At 64.4% G+C, this 22,848-nt stretch carries 24 protein-coding genes; 18 read left to right on the top strand and 6 right to left on the bottom strand.

All coding sequences use genetic code 11. The features are described from left to right. The first annotated feature begins 6 nt into the window (after positions 1-6). The 16 genes from nifE to BJ122_RS05525 all read left to right on the top strand — a co-directional run bounded on the left by nifE (position 7) and on the right by BJ122_RS05525 (position 13,666). A complete protein-coding gene (gene nifE, locus BJ122_RS05610) occupies positions 7-1,695 on the top strand; it encodes a nitrogenase iron-molybdenum cofactor biosynthesis protein NifE (RefSeq protein ID WP_110780133.1) in 1,689 nt (562 codons plus the stop codon). Between the two features lie 10 nt (positions 1,696-1,705). Continuing rightward, positions 1,706-3,079 carry a nitrogenase iron-molybdenum cofactor biosynthesis protein NifN gene (nifN, locus tag BJ122_RS05605; protein WP_110780132.1) on the top strand — a complete coding sequence of 458 codons (1,374 nt, stop codon included), beginning with the start codon at positions 1,706-1,708 and terminating at the stop codon, positions 3,077-3,079. 49 nt (positions 3,080-3,128) lie between these two features. Continuing rightward, complete coding sequence (gene nifX, locus BJ122_RS05600; RefSeq protein ID WP_110780131.1) at positions 3,129-3,530, top strand: nitrogen fixation protein NifX; 402 nt, start codon at positions 3,129-3,131, stop codon at positions 3,528-3,530. Position 3,531: 1 nt separating this feature from the next. Continuing rightward, entirely contained in the window at positions 3,532-3,993 is a 462-nt protein-coding gene (locus BJ122_RS05595; protein ID WP_110780130.1) for a NifX-associated nitrogen fixation protein, read from the top strand. A gap of 23 nt (positions 3,994-4,016) precedes the next feature. Next, entirely contained in the window at positions 4,017-4,220 is a 204-nt protein-coding gene (locus BJ122_RS05590; protein WP_110780129.1) for a CCE_0567 family metalloprotein, read from the top strand. A 56-nt stretch (positions 4,221-4,276) separates the two neighbouring features. After that, positions 4,277-4,588 carry a ferredoxin III, nif-specific gene (fdxB, locus tag BJ122_RS05585; RefSeq protein WP_027278297.1) on the top strand — a complete coding sequence of 104 codons (312 nt, stop codon included), beginning with the start codon at positions 4,277-4,279 and terminating at the stop codon, positions 4,586-4,588. Positions 4,589-4,598: 10 nt separating this feature from the next. Next, entirely contained in the window at positions 4,599-5,288 is a 690-nt protein-coding gene (locus BJ122_RS05580) for a nitrogen fixation protein NifQ (protein ID WP_110780128.1), read from the top strand. A 310-nt stretch (positions 5,289-5,598) separates the two neighbouring features. Then, positions 5,599-5,919, top strand: coding sequence for a HesB/IscA family protein (locus BJ122_RS05570; protein WP_027278296.1), 321 nt, complete (start codon positions 5,599-5,601; stop codon positions 5,917-5,919). Between the two features lie 18 nt (positions 5,920-5,937). Beyond that, the gene (locus BJ122_RS05560) at positions 5,938-6,948 is read left to right on the top strand and encodes an iron-sulfur cluster assembly scaffold protein (RefSeq protein WP_110780126.1); all 1,011 of its coding nucleotides are present in this window, start codon (positions 5,938-5,940) and stop codon (positions 6,946-6,948) included. Then, positions 6,945-8,147 carry a cysteine desulfurase NifS gene (nifS, locus tag BJ122_RS05555; RefSeq protein WP_430694759.1) on the top strand — a complete coding sequence of 401 codons (1,203 nt, stop codon included), beginning with the start codon at positions 6,945-6,947 and terminating at the stop codon, positions 8,145-8,147. The genes BJ122_RS05560 and nifS overlap by 4 nt, the downstream gene beginning before the upstream one ends. Positions 8,148-8,151: 4 nt before the next feature. Then, the gene (gene nifV, locus BJ122_RS05550) at positions 8,152-9,315 is read left to right on the top strand and encodes a homocitrate synthase (RefSeq protein ID WP_110780125.1); all 1,164 of its coding nucleotides are present in this window, start codon (positions 8,152-8,154) and stop codon (positions 9,313-9,315) included. A 35-nt stretch (positions 9,316-9,350) separates the two neighbouring features. Continuing rightward, a complete protein-coding gene (gene nifW / locus BJ122_RS05545) occupies positions 9,351-9,698 on the top strand; it encodes a nitrogenase stabilizing/protective protein NifW (protein ID WP_110780124.1) in 348 nt (115 codons plus the stop codon). Between the two features lie 329 nt (positions 9,699-10,027). Beyond that, positions 10,028-10,873 carry an electron transfer flavoprotein subunit beta/FixA family protein gene (locus BJ122_RS05540; protein WP_110780123.1) on the top strand — a complete coding sequence of 282 codons (846 nt, stop codon included), beginning with the start codon at positions 10,028-10,030 and terminating at the stop codon, positions 10,871-10,873. A 27-nt stretch (positions 10,874-10,900) separates the two neighbouring features. Continuing rightward, positions 10,901-12,010 carry an electron transfer flavoprotein subunit alpha/FixB family protein gene (locus BJ122_RS05535; RefSeq protein ID WP_110780122.1) on the top strand — a complete coding sequence of 370 codons (1,110 nt, stop codon included), beginning with the start codon at positions 10,901-10,903 and terminating at the stop codon, positions 12,008-12,010. An 11-nt stretch (positions 12,011-12,021) separates the two neighbouring features. After that, entirely contained in the window at positions 12,022-13,329 is a 1,308-nt protein-coding gene (locus tag BJ122_RS05530) for an FAD-dependent oxidoreductase (protein WP_027278289.1), read from the top strand. Positions 13,330-13,369: 40 nt separating this feature from the next. Then, complete coding sequence (locus BJ122_RS05525) at positions 13,370-13,666, top strand: ferredoxin family protein (protein ID WP_027278288.1); 297 nt, start codon at positions 13,370-13,372, stop codon at positions 13,664-13,666. Positions 13,667-13,821: 155 nt separating this feature from the next. Here BJ122_RS05525 and ahpD read toward each other — a convergent pair whose 3' ends face one another. Continuing rightward, complete coding sequence (gene ahpD, locus BJ122_RS05520; RefSeq protein WP_110780121.1) at positions 13,822-14,367, bottom strand: alkylhydroperoxidase, AhpD family; 546 nt, start codon at positions 14,365-14,367, stop codon at positions 13,822-13,824. 4 nt (positions 14,368-14,371) lie between these two features. Then, a complete protein-coding gene (locus tag BJ122_RS05515) occupies positions 14,372-14,926 on the bottom strand; it encodes a peroxiredoxin (RefSeq protein ID WP_110780120.1) in 555 nt (184 codons plus the stop codon). A 214-nt stretch (positions 14,927-15,140) separates the two neighbouring features. On the opposite strand from BJ122_RS05515, the gene BJ122_RS05510 reads away from it, so the two are divergent. Further along, on the top strand, positions 15,141-15,347 hold the full coding sequence (locus BJ122_RS05510; protein ID WP_110780119.1) for a TOBE domain-containing protein: 207 nt from the start codon (positions 15,141-15,143) through the stop codon (positions 15,345-15,347). Between the two features lie 31 nt (positions 15,348-15,378). Here BJ122_RS05510 and BJ122_RS05505 read toward each other — a convergent pair whose 3' ends face one another. The 4 genes from BJ122_RS05505 to BJ122_RS05490 form a co-directional block, all read right to left on the bottom strand. Then, on the bottom strand, positions 15,379-15,975 hold the full coding sequence (locus BJ122_RS05505; protein WP_110780118.1) for a DUF2478 domain-containing protein: 597 nt from the start codon (positions 15,973-15,975) through the stop codon (positions 15,379-15,381). 136 nt (positions 15,976-16,111) lie between these two features. Then, the gene (locus tag BJ122_RS05500) at positions 16,112-17,401 is read right to left on the bottom strand and encodes a lipopolysaccharide biosynthesis protein (protein ID WP_245407626.1); all 1,290 of its coding nucleotides are present in this window, start codon (positions 17,399-17,401) and stop codon (positions 16,112-16,114) included. Between the two features lie 133 nt (positions 17,402-17,534). Beyond that, positions 17,535-19,133 (bottom strand): glucosamine inositolphosphorylceramide transferase family protein, encoded by a 1,599-nt coding sequence (locus BJ122_RS05495; RefSeq protein WP_245407625.1) that lies wholly within the window; start codon positions 19,131-19,133, stop codon positions 17,535-17,537. A 24-nt stretch (positions 19,134-19,157) separates the two neighbouring features. Then, the gene (locus tag BJ122_RS05490; protein ID WP_110780116.1) at positions 19,158-20,354 is read right to left on the bottom strand and encodes a glycosyltransferase family 4 protein; all 1,197 of its coding nucleotides are present in this window, start codon (positions 20,352-20,354) and stop codon (positions 19,158-19,160) included. Between the two features lie 298 nt (positions 20,355-20,652). Between BJ122_RS05490 and BJ122_RS05485 the strand changes: the two genes are divergently transcribed. Continuing rightward, complete coding sequence (locus BJ122_RS05485) at positions 20,653-22,806, top strand: GumC family protein (RefSeq protein ID WP_110780115.1); 2,154 nt, start codon at positions 20,653-20,655, stop codon at positions 22,804-22,806. Positions 22,807-22,848: the final 42 nt, after the last annotated feature.

The following is a 22,848-nucleotide window of genomic DNA, read 5'->3' as shown; positions in this document are numbered from 1 at the left end:
GGAATCATGAGCAGGCTGGCCGACAAGATCCAAGACGTCTTCAACGAGCCAGCCTGCGCGACCAATGCCGGCAAGTCGGTCAAGGAACGCAAGAAGGGCTGCAGCAAGCCGCTGCAGCCGGGGGGCGCAGCCGGTGGCTGCGCCTTCGACGGCGCCAAGATCGCGCTGCAGCCGGTGACGGATGTCGCGCATCTGGTGCACGGCCCGATCGCCTGCGAAGGTTCGTCCTGGGACAATCGCGGCGTGAAGTCGTCGGGATCGAAGCTGTATCGCACCAGCTTCACCACCGACATGAGCGAGAACGACGTGGTGTTCGGCGGCGAAAAGCGGCTGTTCAAGTCGATCCGCGAAATCATCGAGAAATACGACCCGCCGGCGGTGTTCGTCTATCAGACCTGCGTGCCGGCGATGATGGGCGACGATATCGTCGCGGTGTGCAAGGTCGCCAGCGAGCGCTTTGGCAAGCCGTGCATTCCGATCATGGCGCCAGGCTTTGTGGGGCCGAAGAATCTCGGCAACAAGCTCGCCGGCGAGGCGATGCTGGATTACGTGATCGGCACGCAGGAGCCGGAATTCACCACGCCCTACGACATCAATATCATCGGCGAATATAATGTCGCCGGCGAGCTGTGGCAGGTGAAGCCGCTGCTCGATGAGCTCGGCATCCGGGTGCTGTGCTGTTTGTCGGGCGACGCGCGCTATCACGAAATCGCGCAGGCACACCGCGCCCGCGCCACCATGATGGTGTGCTCGACCGCGATGATCAACGTCGCGCGCAAGATGGAGGAGCGCTACGGCATCCCGTATTTCGAAGGCTCGTTCTACGGCATCACCGACACCTCGGACGCGCTGCGTCAGATCGCCGGGCTGTTGATTGCGCGAGGCGCTGATCCGGAACTGATGGACCGCGTCGAAGAAGTGATTGCGCGCGAGGAAGCGCGCGCCTTCGCCGCGATCAAGACCTATAGCGAACGCCTAGCCGGCAAGAAGGTGCTGCTGATCACCGGCGGCGTGAAATCATGGTCGGTGGTGTCGGCGCTGCAGGAGGCCGGGCTGACCATTGTCGGCTCCAGTGTCAAGAAATCGACCGAGGAAGACAAAGAGCGGCTCAAGGAAATGAGCCCGGACGTGCACCAGATCGACGATCTGCGGCCGCGCGAAATGTACAAGATGCTGAAGGAAGCGCAGGCCGACATCATGCTGTCGGGCGGCCGCTCGCAGTTCGTGGCGCTGAAGGCCAAGATGCCCTGGCTCGATATCAACCAGGAGCGGCACTACGCCTATGCCGGCTATCACGGCATCGTGGAATTGGTGCGCCAGATCGACAAGGCGCTGTCCAATCCGGTGTGGGCGCAGGTGCGCACCCCGCCGCCGTGGGACGAAACCTCCTGGGAAACGCGCGCCGATGCTGCCAACGCCGCCGATGCCGCGGATGCCGCCGGGCAGGACGCCGCTGCGTTGCCGCTCGACGCCGCCGAAGCCGAGGCGGCGCGCCGCGCCGTCGTGCTCTGTCCGTGCAAGGGCATTGATGTCGGCACCGTCGAGGATGCGATCCGGGCGCGCGATCTTTCCGTGATCGCGCAGGTGACGTTGCTGACCCAGGCTGGCGGTGGGTGCGGTTCTTGCAAGGACAAGATCGCGGCCCTGCTGGCCCGCGAGGCGGCGACGGCGCCGCCTCCAGCACAGGTGGCATGAGGTTACCGAGATGACCACGATCACCACGTCAACCAAGGCTTGCACGGTCAATGCGCTGAAGATGAGCCAGCCGCTTGGCGCGGCGCTAGCCTTCATGGGCGTGCGCAACTGCATGCCGCTGCTTCATGGATCGCAGGGTTGCACGTCTTTTGGGCTGGTGTTGTTTGTCCGACATTTCCGCGAGTCGATTCCGCTACAAACCACCGCGATGAACGAAGTCGCCACCGTGCTCGGCGGTTTCGAGAATGTCGAACAGGCGATCATCAACATCGTCGGTCGTACCAAGCCGGACATCATCGGCATCTGCTCGACCGGCGTCACCGAGATCAAGGGCGACGACGTCGACGGCTACATCCGGGTGATCCGCAAGACCCATCCGGAATTGGCGCATGTCGCGCTGGTCAATGTCTCGACGCCGGATTTCAAGGGCGCGTTTGAAGATGGCTGGGGGCGGGCGACCACGCGGCTGGTCGAGGCGCTGGTGGTGAAGCCGGCTGCCGGCACGTCGCGCCGCGCCGGCCGGATCAATGTGCTGCCCGGCAGCCATCTCACGCCCGGCGATCTCGACGAACTGCGCGACATCATCGAGGCGTTCGGCCTGCAGCCGACCTTTTTGCCGGATATTTCCGGCTCGCTCGATGGCCACGTGCCCGATGACTTCACCCCGACCACCCATGGCGGGGTCGCGGTCGCCGAAATCGCCACCATGGGGCAGGCGCTGCACACCATCGCGATCGGCGAACAGATGCGCGGCGCCGCCGAGGCGATGCAGACCAAGACCGGCGTGCCCTACACGCTGTTCCGCCGGCTCACTGGGCTCGCGCCGAATGACGAATTTCTGGCCTGCCTTGCCAAGCTCAGCGGCCGTCCTGTGCCGCAGAAATATCGGCGCCAGCGCAGCCAGCTGATCGACGCCATGCTCGACGGCCACTTCTATTTCGGCGGCAAGTCGGTGGCGCTCGGCGCCGAGCCCGACATGCTGCTCAATATCGGCAGCTGGCTGGCGGAAATGGGCTGCAAGATCAGCGCGGCCGTCACCAGCACCGCCTCGCCGGTGCTCGATCAGGTGCCGTGCGATGAAGTGCTGATCGGTGATCTCGAAGATCTCGAAGCCAAGGCCGCTGGCTGCGATCTCTTGGTGACGCATTCGCATGGCCGTCAGGCCGCCGAACGGCTCGCGGTGCCGTTCCATCGCATCGGCCTGCCGATCTTCGATCGGCTCGGCGCCGCCCATCAATTGTCGGTCGGTTATCGCGGCACCCGCGATCTGATCTTCACTGTCGGCAATCTGTTCATCGCCGACCTTCACGAGCCGACTATCGCCAGCTGGCGGCAGCCGGCCATGTCGCCGGAGCACGTCGGTGCGACGTCTGCGGCTCATTGAAGGGCGCCGAGCGAAGGAGAAGGCCGATGCCAAGCCATGGAGTGCCAGCATGAAAGTCGCGTTCGCTACCCAGGATCTCGTTCACGTCGATGCGCATTTCGGCTGGACCAAGAACATCGCGATCTATGACTTGTCGCCGGAGGGCGCGCGCTTTGTCGAGGCGGTGCAGTTCACCGACACCGTTGCCGAAGACGGCAATGAGGACAAGCTGACCGCGCGCATCGACGCGATCAAGGATTGCGCGATCCTGTATGTCGCCGCGATCGGCGGCTTGGGCGCCGCGCGCGTCGTCGCGCAGAACGTTCATCCGATGAAGGTGGCGCAGCCGGAGCCGATCGCCGATCTGCTCGACAAGCTGTGCACGGTGCTGAAGGGCACGCCGCCGCCCTGGTTGCGCAAGGCGATGCTCAAGGGCGAGGAACGCAAGCTCGATTTCGCCGAGGAGAGCTGACATGTCCGAAGCACAGCTCAGCGAGGCCGGCGTGGACTCGATGTTTGTTCAGGAGCTGATCAAGCAGTGGCGGGCGCAGGACACCCATGGCGCCTGGGAGGGCAAGTCGGACCTCACGCTGATCGCGCCGTATATCATCGACAAGGAGGCGCGCCGCGAAATTCCGATCATCGGCGATCCTGATCCGGAGACGCTGTGGCGGCTCGAGCTGTTCTACAACGCGGTGTCGTTGTCGATCGAGCGCGAGACCGGCCACATGGTCACGCCGATGATGAAGATGCATCACGAGGGTTTTGGCCGGATGATTCTGGCCGCCGGCCGGCTGATCGTCGTCAACAAGCAGCTGCGCGACGTGCATCGCTTCGGCTTCGACAGCCTCGCCAAGCTCGCCGAGGAAGGCGAGAAATTCGTCGCCGCCGGCGTCGAGATGATCCGCAAATATCCCGAAGTCGCCGCGCTGTAGCCTTCACTATCGGAGTTTTCGTCATGTCCGACATCGACACGCTGAAAGCCGAGATCAAGAAACTCTCGGCGCGCGCCACCACCATGAAGATGAATCTGCACGATCTGTCGGAGGAACTGCCGGTGAGTTGGCAAAATATCCCGGACGTCGCGCAGCAGGCCTACGACGCTTACCAGGCGCTGGAAACGGCGCGCAGCAAATTGAAGGAGCTGGAAGCCAAGGTTTAGGCCGCGGCGACCGCAAGCCAAAGACGCGGCGCGTGCCGTGACGCAGGAGTGAAGCAATGGCGATCTTTTCCACCCGCGACGGCCAGCCGTGGGAGCCCACTTATCTCACCGCGATCGACGACAAGAAGTGCATCGGCTGCGGCCGCTGTCACAAGGTCTGCTCGCGCGACGTGATGCATCTGATGGGCGTCAACGAAGAAGGCGAACTGGTCGCCTGTGCGGTCGATGACGACGATGATGATGAGGAATTCGTGCGCAAGGTGATGGTGCTCGATCAGGCCGGCAATTGCATCGGCTGCTCGGCCTGCGTGCGGGTGTGCCCCAAAGCCTGCCAGACTCACGTCAAGGCCAGCGAGCTCGGACTGTAAGGAGGCGCAAGTGATCGTCGCGGGCGTTGAGGTTGCCAGTCTTGCGCCGGTGGGCTTGCCGGCCGTTACCGCCGCGGGCGGCACGGCGGCGGCGTTCTACCGCGCCTTGACCGGACAGGATCCGGCGCTGGCCGAGATCACCGACGATGGCGCCTTCGATCGTCACGTGCTGGCGTCGCTGCTTGCGGTGGCGCTCAGCGAAGCGGGGCACTTGCCGGAGCGCTGCGGTCTTGCCGCGGCCGATCTTGCCAGCATCGCGCGGCACTGGTTCCCGGTGTTGGCCGAGCTGGCGCCGCCGGCGGGCGATGCCGCCGAGGATGAAGAAGCGGCGATGGTGCGCGATCTGCTGCTCGCGCACCGTTCTTCCAGCGGCGATCTTGGCCGCTGGCTCGCCGCGATGGTGGCGCGCCGCGCGCTGGAGCCGAACCATTTGTGGGAAGACCTCGGCCTGCGCGAGCGGCCGGAGCTGACCCGGCTGCTGCTGCGCCATTTCGAGCCGCTGGCGCTCGCCAATACCCGCAACATGAAGTGGAAGCGGTTCTTCTATCGCAAGCTGTGCGAAGACGACGGCATCGTGATGTGCACGGCGCCGGTCTGCACCTGCTGCCAGGACTTTGCCAATTGCTTTGGCGATGAGAGCGGCGAAAGCCGGATGGCGGCGCGGCGCCGGGCGGTGTTGCAGGCCGGCGCGCCGTCCTGACCGGGCGGCCCAAGGCCCACACCCGACAGGTGGGATTTACGACGCTGTCGCGATCCCGACATCTGTCAAAGAGCTTTGTTTCCTCAGCTCTCGACCAGTCGCATTGCTGCCAACCACTCCGCGCGTCATGGCCGGGCTTGTCCCGGCCATCTACGTCTTTGATCTTGCAGCGCTTTCAAGACGTGGATGCCCGCGACAAGCGCGGGCATGACGGATCATGGGTGGAGGGCTACGGCGTTAGCTGCCGCGGCGGAAATGGCACGCCCGTTGCTACGTGGTGATCATCGCTGATCAACCAGGAGCGTGTGCCATGATCAATCTCACCGAACAAGCTGGAGCTGCCGTCCGCGCCGCGATGGAGCGTTCCGGAAAGACCGCCGGCGGTTTGCGGGTGATGGTCGAAACCGGCGGCTGCGCGGGCTTCAAGTACCTGATCGGACTCGACAGCGAGCCGCGTGAGGACGACGCGGTGGTCGAAGCCGGCGGCGTGCGCGTGTTTCTCGATCCGGAATCGCAGCCGCTGCTGACCGGCATGACCATCGGCTTTGTCGAAAGCCTGGAAGGCTCGGGCTTCACTTTCGACAATCCCAATGCCGGCGCGCGTTGCGGCTGCGGCAAGTCGTTCTGCTGATCGCGGAAGGGCAGGCCGATGGCGACCTTGCAGCCTACAGCGGACAGGTTCGGGGACTACTTCGTCAACCCGAAGCATGTCGGCGTGCTGGCCGAGGCCAACGCCATCGGCGCCGTTGGCGCGCTCGGCTATGGCGATGCCATCAAGCTGATGCTGCGCATCGATCCGGCCAGCGAGCGCATCGAAGCGGCGCGCTTCCAGAGCTATGGCTGCAGCGCGCTGATCGCCGCTGCCGCCGCGGTCACCGACATGATCATCGGCCAGAGCGTCGCCGCGGTTGAGGACATCAGTTCGGCTGACATTGCCGAATTTCTTGGAGGGCTGCCGGCCGAGCGGATGTATTGCGCGGTGCTGAGCTACGAGGCGATTCAGCGGGCGCTGGCGGCCTATCGCGGCGAGCGCGAAGCCGCGACTGAGCCGACGCTGTGCAAGTGCTTTGGCGTCAGCGAGGCGGTCGCGGAGCGTGCGATCCGCAGCCATCAGCTCACCGATCCCCATCAAGTCACGCAGCATACCAAGGCCGGTGGCGGCTGCTGCGGCTGCTACAAAGACATCGAAACCGTGCTGGCGCGCGTCAACGCGGCCATGGTGAGCGCCGGCGCACTTCGCGCAGTGCAGGCCTATCGGCCTGGTTCAGTGCCGCCGAGCGCCACTGAACGCAAGCCGCGCGGCGACAGCCCGCCGCCGCTGGGCGCGCGCGGTGCCGTGCCCAGTCACATCACCATGGCGCCGCGTCCGGCCCCGGTGGCAGCGGCGATGCCGCGCATCAAGCTGCCGCCCGCGGAAAGCCGCGATCGCGGTACGCCGGAGCAATACGCGCAGATCGAACAGGCCGTGCAGAGCGTGCGCCCGACCTTGCAGCGCGACGGCGGCGATTGCGAGCTCGTCGATGTCGATGGCACGGCGATTTACCTCAAACTCAGCGGCAATTGCGTCGATTGTCAGCTCGCCTCGGTGACGCTGTCCGGTATTCAGGCGCAGCTGGTCGACAAATTGCAGCGTCCAATGCGGGTGGTGCCGGTGTCATGACCATGTCCGCGAACTCACACGTCTATCTCGATGCCAACGCCACCACCGCGCTTGATCCGCGCGTGCTGGAAGCGATGCTGCCTTATTTCACGCAGCAGTTCGGCAATCCCTCGTCCAAGCACGGGGGCGGCGAAGCGGCCGCGAACGCGGTGCGCCGCGCCCGCGCGCAGGTGCAAAAACTGCTCGGTGCCGACAAGCCGACCGAGATCGTGTTCAATTCCGGCGGCACCGAAGGCGCCAATGCCGCGATCCTGGCGGCGCTGGAAGCCGCGCCGCGCCGCCGCGAAATCATCATCAGCGCCGTTGAGCACCCCGCGGTGCTGGCGCTGTGCGCTTACCTTGAGAAGCACAAGGGCATCCGCATCCATGTGATCCCGGTCGATCGTCATGGCTGGCTCGACATTGATGCTTATCGCCGCGCGCTGTCGGACCGCGTCGCGGTGGTGTCGATCATGTGGGCCAACAACGAAACCGGGGTGATCTTTCCGGTGCCGGAGCTCGCCGAACTCGCCAAGGAAGTCGGCGCGCTGTTTCATAGCGATGCGGTGCAGGCCGCGGGCAAGTTGCCGATCGATCTGAAAGCGACCGAGATCGACATGCTGTCGCTGTCGGCGCACAAATTCCACGGGCCAAAGGGCGTCGGCGCGCTCTATGTGCGCGACAGCGTGCGCTTCAAGCCGCAGATCCGCGGCGGTCATCAGGAGCGCGGCCGCCGCGCCGGCACCGAGAACGTGCCGGGCATTGTCGGCCTTGGCGCCGCGGCCGAGCTTGCGGCTGCGCATTTTGATGATGAGCAAACCAGGGTGCGAACGCTGCGCGATCGGCTGGAGCGCGGCATTCTCGATCAGGTCGGCCATGCCGTGGCGCTCGGCGCCGCCGCCGAGCGGCTGCCCAACACCTCGACCATCGCGTTCTCATTCATCGAGGCGGAAGCCGCGGTGATGCTGCTCGATCGCGCCGGCATTGCGGTGTCGATGGGATCGGCCTGTTCGGCGGGCTCGTTCGAGCCCTCGCATGTTCTGGTGGCGATGAAAGTGCCCGAGGCCGCGCTGCGCGGCGCGGTGCGCTTCTCGCTGTCGCGGCACAACAGCGACGCTGACATCGACCGCGCCCTCGCGGCGGTGCCGGGCATCGTCGCCAAGCTGCGCGCGATTTCCCCGTTTGGTGCAGAGGAGGGGGCGCCTGTGGCGCTCGGTTAAGCTCATGGTTTGTGAATCCGCTCACCCCCAAGCGCGTCCGACGATCGTGCTCAACGACACCACGCTGCGTGATGGTGAACAGGCCCCTGGCGTCGCGTTCACCACCGCGGAGAAAGTGGCGATCGCGCGCGCGCTGGCCCGCGCTGGCGTGCCCGAGATCGAAGCCGGCACCCCGGCGATGGGCCGCGAGGAAATCGCCGCGATCCGCGCCGTGGTCGAGCAGGGCCTGCCGCTCACCGTGATCGGCTGGTGCCGGATGCGTACCGAGGATGTCGATGCTGCGCTCGCGGCCGGCGTCAGCATGGTCAATCTGTCGGTGCCGGTGTCCGATGTGCAGATCGCGGCCAAGCTCGGCGGCGAACGGGCGCGCGCCATCGAAGTGCTGCGCCGCGTGGTCGGCTATGCACGCGACATGGGGCTGGAAGTCGCGGTTGGCGGCGAGGATTCCTCGCGCGCCGATGTCGGGTTTCTGACAGAGATCATTGAGGTCGCCAAGCAGGCCGGCGCCCGGCGGTTCCGCATTGCCGATACGCTCAGCGTGCTCGACCCCGACGCCAGCTATCAGCTGATGGCGGCGCTGCGCCGCTCGACTGATCTTGAGCTGGAATTCCACGGCCATGATGATCTCGGCCTCGCCACCGCCAATACGCTGGCGGCGATCAAGGCCGGCGCCAGCCATGCCTCGGTGACGGTGATCGGGCTTGGCGAACGCGCCGGCAATGCGCCGCTGGAAGAAGTCGCCGTCGCCCTCAAGCAGCTTTATGGCTGCGACACCGGCGTGGTGCTGTCCGAGCTGCGCAGCGTGGCCGCCATGGTGGCGCATGCGGCGTCGCGCACCATTCCGCCCAACAAGGCAATCGTCGGCGAACATGTGTTCACCCACGAATCCGGCATCCATGTCGATGGCCTGCTCAAGGATCAGCGCACGTATCAGTCGCTCGACCCGCGGCTGCTCGGCCGCTGCAACGAGATCGTGATCGGTAAGCATTCCGGGCTGTCGGCGATCACCTCGTCGCTGGCAGCGATGAATCTGCGCGCCGACGCCCAGGAATTGAAAGGCATTTTGGCGCGGGTGCGCGCCTATGCCGTGACCCATAAGGGGCCGGTTGGCAACGACACGCTGGCGATGATCTGGCGTGAAGTCTGCAATCCCGGCCTGCCGAACTGACAGCGCGACGCCACTGAGCTGTGAAGGAGAAACAGATGTGCACCACCCATAACACCGGCAATGCGGCCACCAGCGTGATCGAGCGGCTGGAGCGCGCCACCTCCGCGGAGGAGTTCTTCTGCATCCTTGGCGTTCCCTATGATCCCAAACTGCTCAATGTGGCGCGGCTGCATATTTTGAAGCGCATGGGGCAATATCTCGCCAGCGAGGATCTCGAGGGCTTGTCCAATGAGGCGGTGACGGCGCGCTGCCAGGCGGTGCTGGAGCGGGCCTATCAGGACTTCGTCGGCTCCTCGCCGCTGGAACAGCGGGTGTTCAAGGTGCTCAAGGACGCGGTGTCGCCGCAGCGCGGCGCATTCGTGCCGCTCGACGCACTGAAGTAACCGCCCGAAACGGACCGATTGGTCCATCTGGCGCCAGCGTCTGAACAGTGACGTACATTTCCCAAGCCGCGCGCAAGCGCGGCTTGTGTCGTTGTGGCCTGGTGATCCTACGGGGGCCGGCGCGCGCGCTGCGCTGCCGCGCCGCTTTGTTCTGTTCCCGCGCGGCGCTGTCACCTTCCCGACAAGTGTCGGTTCTGTCGACCCGCGGCGGCGCCGCCGCTTGGCGGCCTTTAGCCCAAATCATTACTATTGCAGATGATTTCGCCGGGCGCGGGAGTTGGTACGAGGCTTGCTCTTGATATTCCAGAAGAGAAGCTGCGGAGCCGACAATGCATATCGTCGTGTGTATCAAACAAGTCCCGGACTCGGCGCAGATCCGCGTCCATCCGGTCACCAACACGATCATGCGCCAGGGGGTGCCGACTATCATCAACCCCTATGACCTGTTCGCCTTGGAAGAGGCGATGAGGTTGCGCGACAAGGTTGGCGGCGAGGTCACGGTGCTGACCATGGGGCCGCCCTCGGCCGAAGACTCGCTGCGCAAGGCGCTGACTTTCGGTGCCGACCGGGCGGTGCTGCTCACCGATCGGTTCTTCGCCGGCGCCGACACGCTGGCCACCAGCTATGCGCTGGCGGCGGCGGTGCGCAAGATCAGCACCACCTACGCGCCGGTTGATGTGGTGTTCACCGGCAAGCAGACCATCGACGGCGATACCGCCCAGGTTGGTCCCGGCGTCTGCAAGCGGCTGAACTTTCTGCAGCTGACTTATGTGTCGAAGATCGTCTCGATCGATCTCGAGGGGCGCACCATCGAAGTCGAGCGCCGCTCGGAAGGCGGCGTTCAGGTGCTGCGCAGCGCGCTGCCCTGCCTGATCACCATGCTGGAAGGCACCAACGAGGTGCGGCGTGGCTCGATGGAGAACGCGCTCAACGCGGCGCGCGCCACCATCGTCAAATGGAGCGCGCAGGATGCCGGCGTCGAAGACATCGCCAAATGCGGCCTGCGCGGTTCGCCGACCGTGGTGAAGCGGGTGTTTGCGCCGACGCCGCGCGCTGAAAAGGCAGCGCTGGTCGATCCGGCCGGGCGCCCGCCGGCCGAGGCGCTGATCGAGGAAATCTTCAAACTCAGGCCGAAGCTCGAAGCCGACATGTTCGAACTCGCGCGTGGTTACTGACACCTTTTTTGAGAGAAAGCTGTTCCGATGGCCGAGCCGACCAAAACCCCAACGCCCGCTCCCGCCAGCCGCGCCGCTGCGAAGAAGGAGCTTCCCGAACACTTCAAGGCTTATAAGCACGTCTGGGTGTTCATCGAGATGGAACGCGGCCACGTGCATCCGGTGTCCTGGGAGCTGATGGGCTCCGGCCGCAAGCTCGCCGACAAGCTCGGCGTCGATCTCGCGGCGGTGCTGATCGGCGGTCCGGGTGAAGCGCTCAATGCCGCGGTCGCGGAATCGTTCTGCTATGGCGCCGACCTCGCTTATGTCTGCGCCGACCCGGTGCTGACCGATTATCGCAACGAGCCCTACAGCCGGGCGCTGACCGACATGGTCAACACCTACAAGCCGGAAATCCTGCTGCTCGGCGCCTCAACGCTCGGCCGCGATCTCGCCGGCGCGGTGGCGACCACGCTGCTCACCGGCCTGACCGCCGACTGCACCGAGCTCGAAGTGGATAGCGACGGCTCGCTGGCGGCGACCCGGCCGACCTTCGGCGGCTCACTGCTGTGCACCATCTACACGCTGAACTTCCGGCCGCAGATGGCCACAGTGCGGCCGCGCGTGATGCCGATGCCGGAGCGGGTGGAGAAGCCGATCGGCCGGGTGATCGAGCACAAGCTCGATATGAGCGAGTCCGACATCATCACCAAAATTCTGGCATTCGTGCCGGACCGCGACAAGGCGACCTCGAACCTCGCCTTCGCCGACGTGGTGGTGGCCGGCGGCCTTGGGCTCGGCTCGCTGGAAAACTATCAGCTCGTCAAGCATCTCGCTGGGGTGCTCGGCGCCGAATATGGCTGCTCGCGGCCGCTGGTGCAGAAGGGTTGGGTGTCGGCTGATCGGCAGATCGGCCAGACCGGCAAGACCATTCGGCCCAAACTCTACATTGCGGCTGGCATTTCCGGCGCCATTCAACACCGCGTCGGCGTCGACGGCTCCGACCTGATCGTCGCGATCAACACCGACAAGAACGCGCCGATCTTTGACTTCGCCCATCTCGCCATCGTCACTGATGCGGTCCGGCTGTTGCCGGCGCTCACCGAGGCATTCCGCAAGCGTCTGTCGCCGCACACCCGCGACCGGATCGCCAGCTAAAGGAGGTCGCCATGATTGAAGAACGTTTTGACGCCATCGTGGTCGGGGCCGGCATGTCCGGCAACGCGGCGGCGCTGACGCTGGCCAAGCGCGGTCTCAAGGTGCTGCAGATCGAGCGTGGCGAATATGCCGGCTCGAAGAACGTGCAGGGCGCGATCCTGTACGCCGACATGCTGGAAAAGCTGGTCCCCAACTTCCGCGAAGACGCGCCGCTGGAGCGGCACCTCGTCGAGCAGCGGTTCTGGATCATGGACAACAAGTCGCACACCGGGCTGCATTATCGCTCCGAGGATTTCAACGAGGAGCGGCCGAACCGCTACACCATCATCCGCTCGCAGTTCGACCGCTGGTTCTCCTCCAAGGTGCGTGAAGCCGGCGCGATCGTGCTGTGCGAGACCACCGTCACGGAACTGGTGAAGGACGCCTATGGCAAGGTGATCGGCGTGATCACCGATCGCCAGGACGGCGAGGTTCATGCCGACGTCGTGGTGCTGGCGGAAGGCGTCAACGGCCTGCTTGGTACCCGCGCCGATCTGCGCGAGCGCCCCAAGCCCGACAATGTCGCTCTCGCCGTGAAGGAAATGCACTTTCTGCCGCGCGAGACCATCGAAGCGCGCTTCAACATCAAGGGCGATGAAGGCGTGGTGATCGAGGCCGCCGGCACCATTTCGGCGGGCATGACCGGCATGGGCTTCGTCTATGCCAACAAGGAATCGGTGTCGCTTGGCATCGGCTGCCTGGTGTCGGATTTCCAGAAGACCGGCGAAACGCCCTACGATCTGCTCGAGCGCTTCAAGAACCACCCCTCGGTCGCGCCGCTGCTCGAAGGCTCCGAAGTCAAGGAATATGCCGCGCATCTCATTCCGGAAGGCGGCTACAACGCCATCCCGAATCTGTATGGCGACGGCTGGGTGGTGGTCGGCGATGCGGCGCAGCTTAACAACGCCATGCATCGCGAAGGCTCGAATCTGGCGATGACCTCGGGCCGGCTGGCGGCCGAGGCGATCTTCCAGGTGAAGTCGCGCCGCGATCCGATGACCAAGGAGAACCTGGAACTCTACAAGAAGATGCTGGACGACTCGTTCGTGATCAAGGATCTGAAGAAGTACAAGGATATGCCGGCACTGCTGCATACCCAGTCGCAAAACTTCTTCCTGACCTATCCGCAGCTGGTCTCCAAGGCGCTGCAAAACTTCGTCCGTGTCGATGGCACGCCGAAGAAGGAGAAGGAAAAGACCACCCTCAAGCAATGGGTCGCGGCACGGTCGTGGACCGGACTGTTCGGCGATGCCTTCCGCTTCGCTCGGGCGTGGCGCTGAGCCACGCCGTTCAATGAACTCGTCATTCGGAGGTTGAGAGATGTCTACGGAAACGGGCGTGCGGGTCGAAGACAAGCTGTATCAGAACCGCTATCTGGTCGATGCCGGTCAGGCGCATATCAAGGTCAAGCCGCATAGCAAGCCGTCGCCGGCGCTGCTGTCGCTGATCAAGGCCTGCCCAGCGCATTGCTACGAGATCAACAGCAATGGCCAGGTCGAAGTCGCGCCGGACGGCTGCATGGAATGCGGCACCTGCCGGGTGATCGCCGAGGGCACCGGCGATATCGAGTGGAACTATCCACGCGGCGGCTACGGCGTGCTGTTCAAATTCGGCTGAGCTGCACGGCGCGATCGCGCCTTGCCAATTATCAGCTCATCTGCACAAGGCTCCCGGCCATCGGTCGGGAGCTGTTTTGTTTGTGGTGTTGCGCGGTGCTTAAAACGTCGATGCCCGCGACCAGCGCGGGCATGACGTGTTAGTTGCGGGCGTTGTTACTCCGCCGCCTGCGCCAGAGCCGGCGAGCCGACTTCAAGCGCCACCGCCACCGACTGCATGATCGCGGCAAACCGCACCGCAGTCTGAATGGTCGCGGACGAAACGCCCGCTTGCAGCAGCACCTTTTCGTGGCTGTCGATGCACATGCCGCAGCCGTTGATCGCCGAGACCGCGAGCGACCACAGCTCGAAATCGGTCTTGTCGACACCCGGATTGGCGATGACGTTCATGCGCAGCCGCGCCGGCATCGTCGCGTAGTCCTTGTTCGATGCCAGATGCACGAAGCGGTAGTAGACGTTGTTCATCGCCATGATGGCCGCAGCCGATTTCGCCGCCGTCAGTGCTGCCGGCGACAATTTGCCCGCGGCTTCTGCCTCCATGGCGGCAACCACGTCGGGATTGCGGGTGGCGATCGCGGTGGCGACCAGCAGACCATATTTGGTCTGCTCGCCGAGCGTCTCGTCGGACGCCATTGATGTCAGGTTTAGCCTGACATCCTTGGCGAAGTCCGGAATCCGGTCCTTCAGCGTGTCGATGGTCATGACGTTACGCCACCTTCAACGTCGCGCCGCCGACTTCGCGATTGCATGGGCAGAGCTCGTCGGTCTGCAGAGCATCGAGCACGCGCAGCGTATCCTTGGGCGCGCGGCCGACATTGAGGTTGTTGGCATAGACGTGTTGGATCACGTTGTCCGGGTCGACAATGAAAGTATAGCGATAGGCAACGCCTTCCGATGAGCGCACGCCAAGGCCATCGACCAGCGAGCCGTTGGTGTCGGCAAACTGCCAGATCGCCAGGTGATGCAGGTCCTTGTGCTCACGGCGCCAAGCGAGCTTGCAGAACTCGTTGTCGGTCGAGCCGCCCAGCACCACCGCGTCACGATCGGCGAAGTCCTTGGAAAGCTTGGCGAATTCGGCGATTTCGGTCGGGCAGACGAAGGTGAAGTCCTTCGGATAGAAGAAGATGACTTTCCATTTCCCGGGGAAGCTCGCTTCGGTCAGCGTCTCGAATGCGCTCTGTCCCTTTTCCTCCTGCAGATGAAAGCCGGGCTTGACGCCAACAACTTCGAACGACGGCAGGCGGTCTCCAATTCCAAGCATGTGCTCATTCCTGTGCTTCAATCATGGCAGTGTTCGCTCCCCCTAATTTAAATGCGAATAATTTGAAAGAGCGTCAATACCTAAATAAGCGATCCGCGCCATCTGTCAAATGACAATGCAAGCGCATCAGAGTTGCAATGTGAGTTTTGGACAAGGCGGTTGTGTTCGGCTAGCAATACCACTGCCGGGTCAACTCTCAATCAAGGAAGAAACAATGAAACTGAGTGCGCGCAATATGCTTCCCGGCAAGGTCGTCGCCGTGACCAAGGGCTCCACCACGGCCCATGTGAAGGTCGAACTGGCTTCCGGGCTGACCATCATGTCGGCGATCACCAACGAAGCTGTCGATGACCTGGCCCTCAAGGTCGGGGACACCGTTTCGGCGGTGATCAAGTCGTCGGACGTGATGATCGGGAAATAGCGCTGCAGAGGCTGGGCGGCGCAGGCGCCGCTCAGCCCGCGGCCCTGATCGCAGCGCTGCGGTAATCGTCGTCAGCTTCTTCGTCGCACGCGATCATGATCTTGTGCGCCGCCAGCCACTGATAGAGCCGCGGCGAGCCGACCTGGGCTTCCTCGGCCACGCCTTGCGTGAATTCACGCCAGCTGGCGATATGACGGCGCGGCACGCCAACAATGGTCGGCACGCCGAGCGCGATCGCTTCCGCGATGGTTTCGCGCAGGCCGCCGCCCGCGACTTCCAGCTTGCCGTATTTGTTGAAGATCACCACGCTCGGCGTCTTGTGCAGCGAGGCAGAAATCAGCGCCGCTGCCTCCGAGATCGCCTCGGGGTCGATCCGGCAACCGAACGGATGGGTTCCGGATTCCTCGGCGAGCTGCAGCACGAAGCGCGACGCCAGTTCCTCGACCTCAATCGAGCATTTGCCCTCAAGCGCGGTCGCGGAACGATAGGGAACAATGCCAGCGACGGCAGCGCCGGAATCGCGCAGGCGATAGCCGAGGTCGGCGATGAATGGGCTCGCCACTCCGCCGTCATTGTACACGATCGCAAGAATCGCGGGACTACCGGACGTCCTGCTCACTCGAAACATTCGCTATGTCCACTGGATACCGGCCGAAAGGTCTACGACTTTTGTCAGACCAGGACGGGACTCGCTTTGCGACAAATCAATCTCAACCTGCTGGCTCGCCAGTGTTTTTGCGCTGAGCCGCGCGGCGGACGCAGCATTATTCGGCGGATACCGGCACGTTGCGCCGTTGCAGCCAGCCAAACAGCCGCAACACCGAGCCGTCGAGACCGGCCACATGCTTGGCGGAGCGGCGCAGCATCAGCGCCATCCAGACGAAGGAAATGGTAGTCGCCACCACCGCGCCAGTGATGTTGAACAGCGGAATCAGCACGAAGAAGCCGGCGGTGCGCATCGCAATCGCCCAGCCGATGATCTTCAGATAACGGCCCTCATGGCCGGTCAGCATCAGGATCGAGCCGGACGAGCCGGCCGCGGTGACCGCGGCAGTGCCGAGCGTCAGCAGTGCCAGCGCACCGTAATAGGGCTCATATTCCGGGCTGAACAGGCCGAGGATCCAGTGGCCGGCACCAAGGATCAGCAACAGCCCGGCGGCGATGATGCCGAGCGTCACGAACGCCGCGGTGTCGAGCAGCGCGTCGAGCTGCTGGCGGCGGCCGGCGTAATACAGGTTGGAGATGTGCCGGGTGGAGAACAGGTACAGCGCCGTGCTCGCCACCGCGAAGGCATTGGCGATGCGGGTGGTGACGAAATAAGCGCCAGCGATGGTCGGTGACATCAGAAAGCCGATGATCACCACGTCGGCATATTGATTGGCGGCCTCCAGCGAGTTTGAGACCCACAGTTTCAGCGAGCGATCGCGCCAATCGGCGATGTTGAAGGTCGGCTTGATGCTTAGGAAGTTGGGGAACAGCCTCAGCGTTTTCTTGATCGTCAGCGTCAGCTGCGCCAGCAGCGCCACCGTGGCGCCGATCGCCATGGTCAGAAAGATCAGCCCGGTATCGGCGACCCGGTGCAACAACACGCAGACCGACAGATAGCCAACCGGCGGCAGGATCACCAGCAGCGCGCTGAGACCGTCACCGACCACATTGCCGATCGCGGTCCGTGACAGATGCGAGGTGGTGAGCAGCACCGCCATCGCCACGAAATAAGCCATCACCGCGCTGGTCAGAAACGTCTCATGCGACTGCGCGAACCAGGCGTAGAACGACAGCCCGACCAGACCACCGCCGCCGATGCAGGCCAGCAAGCTGAACAGCATCGCGCCTTTCAGCAGATCCGGTCGATCCGCCGAGGTGTATTCGCTCCAGGCGCGCATCAAGAAGATCTGCTGGCCGAGCGTGGCGACCACGCTGCACAGGCCGGCGGCGCTGAACAGCATCGAATAGGTGCCGAAGTGGTGCTCGTCCAGCGTGCGTGCCGCCAGCCAGATCAGCACAAAGCTGAGCAAGGTCGTGCCAATGCGCAGCGAGAATGAAAACGCCATTCCTCGCAGAGCGACATTGTCGCGAAGCCCACCAAGCATGCTGATCATAGGGCTGAAATTCACGATGATGAAAACCTTGCGCTGCTGTCCGTCGAGCGAACCGAATAAGCACCTGCCGAAATATTGAGCGAATTTACCTCAATTTTGGCCGATCGGAACCAGCGACAGCTGATAGTTTGCGAGAAGGTAAAGAGCGGGCACGGTAGCCTGCGTCGGCGCTTGCCAGCGGTGTAGCGCGTGATGGTTTCGATTGCAGCCACCTCTTGATGCGCGGCTGGATTGCTGTGCCGTCGATCACTTCAAGCCGACCCGCGCGATTGAGCGTGTGCAGCTTGCGGCCCGGCCATTCGGCACTGGTGCCGATCACCTGGCGAACGGACTGCTTAAAAGTCTCGGGCGTCAACTCGTCGATCTCGATCAGCGTCAGCGCGCAGCCATAGCCGTTGCTGCAATCCTGCGCCGGGCGCAGCAAGCGGCCATTCCGCTCGATGAAATTGCCGGCCGGGCGCGCGGCCACGCGGTCCAGCAACACCGGGTTGCTGCGATGCGCGCGCCAGGGACTGAGCGGATGATCGGCGTAATAGATCGACAGCGTATCGGAATAGCCGCCGGCGCCGTCGCGGGTCGCGCCGAACAGATAATAATAGCCGTCGCGCTGCACGATGGTGGCGTCGGCCAGTTCCAGGCCCGACAGCAGCGTCGCCTGCCGTTCCCAGCGATGCGGGAACTCGACGCATTTGTACAGACCGACGTCGTGATTGGCGGTGCTCTCCGGGATCATCCACAGCGCGCCGTCGAACGACATCAGGAACGGATAGGACAGGTGCCAGGGTTCTTCGATCACCGGGATGGCGGGACCGATTGGTCCGTTGGCGCCGAATTCGATCGCGGAGATGATGCCCTTGCCGACCCGGTGATCGAGGTCCTCGAAGAACACGAAAGTTCGGTCCTGCCAGGTCACCGGGAACGGATCGGCGTAAAAATTGGTCGCCGGGCTCGGCACCACGCGCCAGGCCGGGCCGGACAGGTCGCCGCGCGCCCACACGCCGTCGTCATCGACATGGCGCCAGCCGATCCGCCAATGCGGCGAGTAGCAGCACAGCCGATAGATGCGCAGCGCGATCGCCTGCGTGAGCGTGCACATCAGATAGGCGGCCGGCCAGCAGCGCATCTTGGTCGCGCCTGCATCCAGACTGGCCAGCATTGGCCGCGGCCCGCGGGTCATCACCGCGCCCAGCAGCGTGATGCTTCGCGACATCACGGTGGTGATGCCGCCGCCCAGTCCATCGGCGGCCTCGGCCGACGGCTTGCCGCCATCGAGGATCGCGCCGCTGATCTCGTCGCGGATTTCGATCATCGGTAGATCGCTGCGCAGGATCGCGTCGAGCGCGGCGTTTTCGCCGGGATGGCCATTATAGAGAGGACGCAGATAGAGCCGCGGCCGATCAGCCGGGCGCCGCGGCGCTTCGGTGAAATCGATCACCACATCGGGCGCGGCGCCCTCGTGTCCGGAGCGGATCGCAGCACGATCGACGACGTCGGCGTCGCAGCGCCGTCCGCCGCGCAGCAGCAGTCGTTCGAGGTCGAGCAGCGTCTCCAGCCCGGTCGGTGGGCGCGTGCCGTCATCGACCCAGCGCACGCTCACGTCGTCATGGACGGCGGTAATCTGCCGGATCGCGCGCAGCATCCAATCCCTGGGCCGCTTGGCGTCGAAGCGAAGCTCAACGATCATCGGCCCGGCTTTCAGCAAATTGGGTCACAGCGTCTCTTCTATGATCTTCACGTAGTCATCGACCATGGCGTCGACGCTGTAACGCGCCCGCAGGCCAGCGGCGTTGTGCTGCAGCCGTTGCCGCAGGTCATGATCGGTGAGCACGCGATCGATGGCGGCGGACAAAGCCGCGGTATCGGCCGCTTGCACCAGCACCGCCGCCGGTTCGCCATTGAGTGCCAGCACCTCGTGCAGCACCGGCAAATCGTTGGCGACCACCGGCACGCCGGCATTGGCCGCTTCCACTGCCGCGAGACCAAAAGTCTCCGCGAGCGATGGGAACACGAATACGTCGAGCGCCGCGAGGAAATCACCGACCTGCGTTGGCGCAATCTCACCGACGAAATGCACGCGGTCGCCGACGCCAAGCTCAGCGGCGAGTTGCCGCAGTCGCGGTTCGTCCGGTCCCTGGCCGGCCAGCGCCAAACGCCATTGCGGCCGGCCTGGCAGCACGCGGATCGCGGCATCGAGCTGCTTCATCGGATGCAGCCGCGCGGCCGAGCCGAGCACCACGCCGGTCTCGGGCAGGCCGAGCGCACGGCGCGCCTCAGCGCGCGACAATTCGCTGACCTTTTGATCAAAACCATGGGCGACATGGCGCAGCCGCTTTTGATACAGCCCGCCATAGCGCGCGTAGTCATGCAGCATGTCGTGCGAATTCACGGTGATGCAGCTGAACAGCCCGATCTGGCCCATGATGCGATCGACCAGCTGCAGCCATGGCGCCATCGCGGCGCGGGCCGACACCTGGTTGGCGATCACCGGCGCCCGGCACGCCAGCCGCGCCATCACGCCGCCGATCGCATTGCCATAGTGCTGGAAGGTGAGGATCGCGTCCGGCTGCAATTCCTTGATCTGTTGCCGCAGCTTCCACAGGAACCGGGCGAGCGCCAGAATGCTCGAAGGGCGCTGCGCAACGCAGTAATGGGTGTTGGGCGGCGGTGCGAACGAAGCCGACTGCCGGAAGAAATACAGATTGTGCACGTCATAGCCGCGGCTGGTCAGCCCGCCGGCGACCAGGCGGGAGATTTCCTGCGCGCCGGCATTTTCCGCCTGGGTCTGGATCAGCAGCACCCGCGGCCGGCGCGTGCGCGCGTCGATCTTCGCAGTCGCTTGCGGCGACAGCAGCGGCAGTCCGTTGCTGCGCGATGATTGGACAGCGCTGGGAGATGGGGCAGACATCGGTGTCGTGCTCTCTCTGGCAGTTCCGTTGCAAAACTCATTCGCGCCGAAATGGCAGGCGATGGTCGGGGCTCGGCGACCAACGACTGATCACATTATCCGCGACCATCGTGCGAATAACATCGACTTCTGGAAGATGACGTTAATTGAGCGAGCACTGGTAGCGAACTAACAGTGCGTGACGCGATCCTTAACCGGCCGTTAACAGCGGCAGGTTGTGCAGTAACGTGAGATTAACTCTAGATATTTACGTTGTTTCAGCTTTGCAGCGTCGGATCAGTTCAGTTGGAGCGTGCACATGTCAACGAGCCAGGCAGCCACGGATGCAGCCGGCCGTACGACGCAGGCTGAGTCCTCCTGGGAGGCTCCAGGTGGCGCCCTGGCGCCTTTCGGCAACGATCGGCCGCCCTTGATGCGCGGCATGTTGACCCTCGACAATGTCGCCGCGTTCTGGCGGCGTAACACCCGCAAAGTGGCGGCGCTGGCGCTGATCCTGTTGATGGCGGGGCTCGCCATTTTTTCGATGATCCCGGTGCGCTACGCCGCGACCGCGTTGGTGCTGGTCGATCCGCGCGAACAGCGTGTCACCGCCGAACAGGACGTGCTGCCCGGCATCGGCCAGGATGCCGCCGCGCTGCAAAGCGTGATCGAGATCGCCAAATCCGACGGCTTTCTGCGGCCGCTGGTCGATGAGCTGAAGATCGCCGACGACCCGGACATCGCCGGCCGCGAGACCGATCCGGCGCGCATCCTGGAAAAGTTCCGCAGCCGGCTCGATATTTCCCGGCGTGGGCTGACCTATGTGATCTCGATGACCTTCGTGGCCAACGATCCGCAGAAGGCCGCGCGTTATGCCAATGCGGTCGCGCAGGCGTTCGTCGCCAGCCAGACCGCGGTGCGCACCGCCGCCGCCGATCAGGCCGCCGATTGGCTGAACGACCGGCTGAAGTCGCTGAGCGACCGGCTGCGCGTCTCGGAAGATGCCGTGGCGGCGTTCAAGTCCGAGCATCGCATCATCAATGCCGGCCGTGAGAGCACCACGCGCCAACTGCGCGTCACCGAACTCAGCCAGCAGGTATCGGCAGCGCGGCTGCGCACCGAGGAAGCCAAGACCCGCTATGAGCAGGCGCAGCGCGATCTCAAGAGCAATGTCGATGCGGCGCCCGGCTCTCGCGCGGAACTGCTGACCATTTTGCGCACCCAGCGCACTCAGCTTAACGATCAGATCGCGCAAAAGCGCGCGGTGCTGGGCGAGCGTCATCCCGAACTGGTGGTCGCCAACAGCCAGCTCGCCGAGCTCAATCGGCAGATCGAGACCGAGCGCAAGCGCATCATCGATAGCGCGCGCTCGGACTATCAGACGTTGCAAGCCCAGCAGGCGGCTTTGGAGCAGGAGCTGCAGGCGCTGGAAGCGCGCATGCTCGCCGATGGCGAAGCGGCGGTGAAGCTGCAGGAATTGCAGCGCGTCGCCGATGCCAACCGCAACATCTACGAACAGTTTTTGTCGCGCTACAAGACCACCAATGAGCAGCGCCTGTTGCAGGTGTCGCAGACCAAGGTGGTGTCGGCCGCGACGCCGCCGATCCGGCCGACCCGGCCGTCGCTGCTGCTGATCCTCGCCGCGCTGATGATCGGCTCGGTGCTGGCCGCGACCGCGATCGTGGTGCTGCTGGACGCGCTCACCGCGCTGCGATCGCAGCCCGCGACCGACGATGAGTCTTCAGCGAGTGTGACTGCGACCGAACAACCGGTACAGGCGAACGAGTCGCGGCGCGCAACCGCACTTGCGAGCGACGCTACGCCGACGCCGGATACCGAACAGGCGCAATCAGAACCCACAGCGCCGCCGGTGAGCGAGCCGGCCGAATGGCTGGCGGCCGGGCCACGGCTGCAGGCGCAGCTGCGCGATGTGGTCGAGGCCGTGGCGGCGCGGCCGCAACAGCTCGGCGAAGTGGTGCTGCTGACGTCGGCGGAAGCCGATGTCGGCAAGGGCGTCGCGGCGCGCGCGCTCAATGCCGCGGCGATCACGCGCGGCCTGCTCAGCGTGCTGATCAAGGTGGTGCCGGCGTCCGCGAGCGCTGCGCCGCTGACCACAGAGCAGCAGGACGCGCAGGGCGGGCGCGTGCTGCACGCCACCAGCCGCGCGCTCGATCAATTGCTGAGCGATAGCGGCAGCGACGCAGCGGACCCGCAGGACGATGTCCGCGCCGAGTTCGATCTGATCGTGATCGATGCGCCGTCGCTGCTCGAACAGGCCGATGCTGCCACCATTGCCACCCGCGCCGACCACACGCTGCTGGTGGTGCGCGAGGGCTGCAATCCGTTGACGCTGGCGAGTGCCAAGGCGGCGCTGGCCAAGTTCAGCGCCGTGCCGGTCGGCGTCTTGGTCAATGACGCCAAGCCGCGCCCGGCACAGCCAGCGGCGACGCCGCTGGCTAAGCTGGCGTGCTAAGCTCTCGCCCCTGCCGCTGACGCCGGCCGAGCGCTGCAAGTG

The organism is Rhodopseudomonas faecalis (genome assembly GCF_003217325.1).
Taxonomy (GTDB): domain Bacteria; phylum Pseudomonadota; class Alphaproteobacteria; order Rhizobiales; family Xanthobacteraceae; genus Rhodopseudomonas; species Rhodopseudomonas faecalis.
The sequence above is the reverse complement of the archived record's forward strand: the minus strand, read 5'-3'. Positions and strand labels throughout refer to the sequence as shown.